At 72.3% G+C, this 5,201-nt stretch carries 7 protein-coding genes; 5 read left to right on the forward strand and 2 right to left on the reverse strand.

What is annotated here, in order from left to right:
- Positions 1–108: 108 nt before the first annotated feature.
- A complete protein-coding gene (corA, locus tag NH602_RS27780; RefSeq protein WP_253069340.1) occupies positions 109–1,215 on the reverse strand; it encodes a magnesium/cobalt transporter CorA in 1,107 nt (368 codons plus the stop codon).
- A 365-nt stretch (positions 1,216–1,580) separates the two neighbouring features.
- On the opposite strand from corA, the gene NH602_RS27785 reads away from it, so the two are divergent.
- Positions 1,581–2,084 (forward strand): MaoC family dehydratase, encoded by a 504-nt coding sequence (locus tag NH602_RS27785; RefSeq protein ID WP_020623563.1) that lies wholly within the window; start codon positions 1,581–1,583, stop codon positions 2,082–2,084.
- A 109-nt stretch (positions 2,085–2,193) separates the two neighbouring features.
- On the opposite strand, the gene NH602_RS27790 is transcribed toward NH602_RS27785, so the two are convergent.
- Positions 2,194–2,598 carry an NUDIX hydrolase gene (locus NH602_RS27790; protein WP_073577762.1) on the reverse strand — a complete coding sequence of 135 codons (405 nt, stop codon included), beginning with the start codon at positions 2,596–2,598 and terminating at the stop codon, positions 2,194–2,196.
- A 109-nt stretch (positions 2,599–2,707) separates the two neighbouring features.
- Here NH602_RS27790 and NH602_RS27795 point away from each other — a divergent pair, with 109 nt between their 5' ends.
- From NH602_RS27795 to NH602_RS27810, 4 genes are all read left to right on the forward strand, one after another.
- Positions 2,708–2,860, forward strand: coding sequence for a hypothetical protein (locus NH602_RS27795; RefSeq protein ID WP_167379107.1), 153 nt, complete (start codon positions 2,708–2,710; stop codon positions 2,858–2,860).
- 4 nt (positions 2,861–2,864) lie between these two features.
- Positions 2,865–3,422: a PH domain-containing protein gene (locus tag NH602_RS27800; RefSeq protein WP_073577763.1), complete on the forward strand. Its 558-nt coding sequence runs from the start codon at positions 2,865–2,867 to the stop codon at positions 3,420–3,422.
- Positions 3,423–3,477: 55 nt separating this feature from the next.
- A complete protein-coding gene (locus tag NH602_RS27805; RefSeq protein WP_073577764.1) occupies positions 3,478–4,365 on the forward strand; it encodes a PHP domain-containing protein in 888 nt (295 codons plus the stop codon).
- Positions 4,366–4,423: 58 nt separating this feature from the next.
- The coding region (locus tag NH602_RS27810; protein ID WP_253069341.1) for a PD-(D/E)XK nuclease family protein at positions 4,424–5,201 on the forward strand (778 nt) is incomplete at its 3' end.

Genomic DNA, 5,201 nt, shown 5'->3' on the forward strand with positions numbered 1-5,201 from the left:
GGCCCCCCGCGGCCACGCCCCGGGGACGCGCTCCCGCCCGCCGGGGACGACGAGCCGCCGACCCCGCCGACGGGCACCCGCCGGGTCTGACCGGCGGGCGTCCCGGGCCTACAGCCAGCCGTTGCGGCGGAAGTTGCGGTACAGCAGCCCGCACAGCGTCGCGATGACGATCAGGACCATCGGGTACCCGAAGTCCCAGTGCAGCTCGGGCATCGAGTCGAAGTTCATGCCGTAGACGCCGGCGATCATCGTCGGCACGGAGATCAGGCCCGCGTAGGCGGTGATCTTCCGCATGTCGTTGTTCTGCCGCATGCTGATCTTCGCGAGGACCGCGTCGACCAGGGTGGTCAGCAGCTCGTTGAAACCGGCCACCTGCTCGGCGACGCCGCCGAGGTGGTCGTCGACGTCGCGGAAGTAGGACCGCACGTCGTGCGGGACCAGCGCGCTGTAGCCCTCGGCGAGCTTGCGCATCGGCCCGACCAGCGGCATCACCGCACGACGCAGGTCGAGGATCTCGCGCTTCATGACGTAGATCTGCTCGGGGTTCATCGTCGAGCGCGGCGAGAACACCTCGGCCTCGACGGCGTCGATGTCGTCCTCGATCTGCCCGCAGACCTCGATGTAGGAGTCGACGACGTGGTCGGCGATGGCGTGCAGCACCGCCGCCGGGCCGAGGGACAGCTGCTCCGGGTCGTCCTCGAGCCGCCGCCGTACCTCCCGCAGGCCGGTGTGGCGGCCGTGCCGGACGGTCACGACGAAGTCGCGCCCGAGGAAGGCCATGACCTCACCGGTCTCGACGATCTCGTTCGACGTCGTCGGGTCGGCGTGCCCGACGTAGCGGACGGTCTTGAGCACCATGAACAGCGTGTCGTCGTAGCGCTCGAGCTTGGGGCGGTTGTGCGCGTGCACCGCGTCCTCGACGGCGAGCTCGTGCAGCCCGTAGGTATCGGCGACGCCGGCGATCTGCTCGGAGTCCGGCTCGTGCAGCCCGATCCAGACGAAGCCCTCGCCGCGCTCGCGGACCTCGGCGATCGCCTCGTCGTGGGTCCAGCGGCCGGGGAGCCGGCGGCCGTCGACGTAGACGGCGCAGTCGACGACGTAGGCGGACAGCGGGACACGCAGCCGGACGGGCGGGCTCGCGGCGGCCCGCGCCGCGGCGCGCTCGGCGCGGCGGGACGGGCGGATGGTGGGGCGGAGCTGGGAGAGCGAGGGCATCACGAGGACCACCTCCGGGCGTGCCGGTGCGGCTCGGGGGCGAGCGGCACCGGGGAACGGTGCGACCGCGCAGGGCGGCCGCCGGGCCGGAACTCGCCTCCCGCCGGGATCAGCCCGTGACGTACTCCGGGGCCGTGTGCAGCGGGAGGCGGCACCTACTGCTCGCCGGTGTCTGGGACGCGGACACCGCACTCACCTCCCTAGCTGTTCCGGTGGACGTCCTGTGTCTCGTCCGTGCGCCGGCGGATGTCACTGTGATGTGACATCCCCGACCGTGCACGTGTGAGCCGGACCGCCCTTCCTCGTGCGGGCCACCGGATAGATTACTCCCGCAACGAATCGACAGCGTGATGGGAGCGTGAACGGTGCAGTTCGGGCGCTACTACGAGGAGTTCGAGGTCGGTGCGGTCTACAAGCACTGGCCCGGCAAGACGGTCACCGAGTACGACGACCACCTGTTCTGCCTCCTCACCATGAACCACCACCCGCTGCACATGGATGCGCACTACGCGGAGGAGACGACCGACTTCGGCAAGAACGTCGTGGTCGGCAACTACATCTACTCGCTGCTGCTGGGCATGTCCGTGCCGGACGTGTCGGGCAAGGCGATCGCGAACCTCGAGGTCGAGTCGCTCAAGCACACGAAGCCGACCTTCCACGGCGACACGATCTACGGCGAGACCGAGGTCCTCGACAAGACCCCGTCGAAGTCGAAGGACGACCGCGGCGTCGTGTACGTCGAGACCCGCGGCTACAAGCAGGACGGCACCGTCGTGTGCACCTTCCGCCGCAAGGTCATGGTGCCCAAGCGGTCCTACGGCGACAGCCGCGGCGGGGAGCAACCCGGCCGCCCCACGCCGCAGGTCTGACCCGCGGCACACCACGCCGGCACCGGCCCCCGACTCCGTCCCGGAGCGGGGGCCGTCGTGTGTCACCCACACGCATACCGCGGGGCCGGACGGGCACCCGCCGTGGCGGTCAGGTCCGGGGCAGGCAGTCCCAGCCGCCGAGGGTCTCGGTCAGGCCCTCGACGACGGCCAGCGTCGCGTAGTCCGCCCGGTCGACGAACCGGGCGTCGGTGGCGTCGTCGCCGGCCCGCGGGATGCCGTCGCCGGTCGCGAGGGTGCAGAGGTAGTCGGCGATCCGGTACGGGCCGCGGAGGACCACCCCGGCCAGGCGCCCGGGGACGACCGTCAGACCGGTCTCCTCGGCGAGCTCGCGGACCACGGCCTCGTGCTCGCTCTCGCCCGCCTCGACCCGGCCGCCGGGGACCGACCAGAGCCCCCGACCAGGCTCGTTCGCCCTGCGGACGAGCAGCAATCGTCCGTCCGGGTCGAACACGATTCCACCCACGCAGGCGACGTGTCGGCTACTGTCGGTCATCCGGAACGACGGTACGCTGCTCGGGTGCCGGTACCGGGGCCAGTCGGCCCTCCGGTACCAATGACATGTCTGTGTGTCCGACACACCGAGAAACGGGTGGGCAGGGAACGTGAAGAAGATCCTGATCCTGGTAGCGGTGGCGCTGGGGATCTTCCTGGTGATCACCAATCCCAATGGTGCGGCCGGTTCGGTCTCGAACGTGGGCAACATCCTCTACGACGCGGCGCAGTCCGTCTCGACCTTCGTCACCAACCTGATCTGAGCCCGTGCTCGCGCCCCGGGAGATCGACGAGTACCTGCTCCCCACGGAGCGGCGCGTCATCCGTGTGCGCCAGCACTGGGCGGTGATGGTCAAACACATCTGGCAGACGGCGCTGTTCATCCTCGTGGTGATCGGTGTCGAGCAGCTGCTCGACCGGCCCGGGGTCGACCCGGTGCTGGACGTCGTGGTCGACAACCTGGCGTTCTACCTGGTCGTCGTCGCGGTCCTGCGCTACACGGCGCTGTCGATCCTCTGGTGGATCGAGCGGATCGTGATCACCGACAAGCGGGTGATGATCGCCCAGGGGATCATCGTGCACAACGTCGGCATGATGCCCCTGGGCAAGGTCACCGACCTGACGTTCCAGCGTTCGCTGTCCGGGCGCATGCTCGGCTACGGGACGATGGTCGTCGAGTCCGCGGGCCAGATCCAGGCGCTGAACCGCATCGACTACATGCCGCGCCCCGAGGAGATCTACGAGGCGCTCTCCGAGCTGGTCTTCGGGGAGAAGGGCAAGACCCGCGCGACCGGCATGCTCGCCAAACCGCGCTGGCGGCGCTGACCCGTGTGTCCCGTCGCGGGATGCGCGCGCGCCGCGCGGCGCTAGTGTCGGTCACGTGTCCGTCATCGATCTGCACGCCCACTCCACCGCGTCCGACGGCACCGACTCCCCGGCCGGGCTGGTCCGGGCGGCCGGCGCCGCGGGGCTCGACGTCGTCGCGATCACCGACCACGACACCACCGCCGGGTGGGCCGAGGCGGGGGCCGCGCTGCCGGCCGGTCTCGCGCTGGTGCGCGGCGCGGAGTTCTCCTGCCTGAGCCCGACCGGCCGCACGGGCGAGCCGCGCTGCTCGGTACACCTGCTCGGCTACCTGTTCGACCCGGAGCACGCCGCGATCGTCGCGGAGCAGGAGCGGCTGCGGTCCGAGCGCGTGCAGCGACTGGAGACGATGATCGGGCGGATGGCCGCCGACGGGTACCCGGTCGACGTCGACACCGTGTTCGCACACCTGCCCGAGGGCGGCAGTGCGGGCCGGCCGCACCTGGCCCGGGCGCTCGTCGCGGCCGGCGTCGTCGGGTCGGTCGACGAGGCCTTCTCCGAGCTGCTGCACAACGACAGCCCCTACTACGTGCCGCGGGCCGACACCCGGGTCGAGACGGCCGTCGAGATGATCGTCGCGGCGGGCGGGGTCGCGGTGTTCGCGCACCCACTGGCCCGCAAGCGCGGTGTGGTCGTGGAGCCGTCGGTGCTCGTCGACCTCGTCGGCTGGGGGCTGGGCGGGATCGAGGTCGACCACCCGAACCACGCCCCGGCCGACCGCGAGCTGCTGCGCGGGATCACCGTCGAGCACGGCCTGCTCACGACCGGCTCCAGCGACTACCACGGCACGAACAAGACGACCCCGCTCGCCGAGGAGACGACCGACCCGGAGGTCTACGCGGCACTGACCGAACGGGCCACCGGCGTCCCCGTGCTGCACGGCGGATCCGGCGGCACCGCGTGACGGTGCGTCGCCGGGAGTGATCGACGGTCGGTGACCGTCCCGGAGTACCGTGGCGCCCATGGCCCGGACCACCGCTCCCGCCACCGGGACCCCGGACGGTCAGCTCGGCCTGGACCTGCTCGACCCCGGCTTCGGTGCGACCGCGCTGCACCGGGTCACCCCGGCCCGGCTCGACACCTGGGACGCCTGCCCGCGCCGCTACCGGATGTTGCACGTCGACCGCCCGGCCCCGCCGCGCAGCGGCGGGTTCGCCCACACCACGATCGGTGCGGTCGTGCACCTGGCGCTGCGGTCGCTGGCGGCCCTGCCCGCCGAGCGGCGCACCCCGGAGCAGGCCGCGTCCCTGGTGGACCGGCACTGGATCGGCGAGGGGTTCGCCGACGACGCCCAGGCCGCCCGGTACCGCGAGCGCGCCCGGGACTGGCTGGCCGCCGCCGTCGACGGCCCGGCCGGGCGGGACGAGCCGCTCGCCGTCGAACGGTGGGTGCGGGCCCCCGCCGGGCCGCTGCTGGTCGAGGGCCGGGTCGACCGGATCGACGCGCGCGACGGCGAGGCCGTCGTCGTCGACTTCAAGACCGGGCGCCGGGTGCCGACCGCGGCCGACGCCGCGGACTCCCGGCAGCTCGCGCTCTACGCCGTCGCCACCGCCGCGGTGTTCCGCCGCCCCTGCCGCACGGTCGAGCTGCACCACGTGCCGACCGGGACCGTCGCCGCGCACACCCACGACCAGGCCTCCCTCGACCGGCACGTCGCCGCGGCCGCGGAGTCCGCCGACGCCGCCGCCGGGGCGACGACCGCGCTGGCCGACGGCGGCGACGCCGCCGCGCTCTTCCCGG

This window comes from Pseudonocardia sp. McavD-2-B, assembly GCF_024124365.1.
Taxonomy (GTDB): Bacteria; Actinomycetota; Actinomycetes; order Mycobacteriales; family Pseudonocardiaceae; genus Pseudonocardia; species Pseudonocardia alni.

Bases quoted from the DNA above. Each gene is read 5' to 3' on its own strand.
- corA (WP_253069340.1), bottom strand. From the start codon at position 1,215: ATGCCCTCGCTCTCCCAGCTCCGCCCCACCATCCGCCCGTCCCGCCGC.
- NH602_RS27790 (WP_073577762.1), bottom strand. From the start codon at position 2,598: ATGACCGACAGTAGCCGACACGTCGCCTGCGTGGGTGGAATCGTGTTC.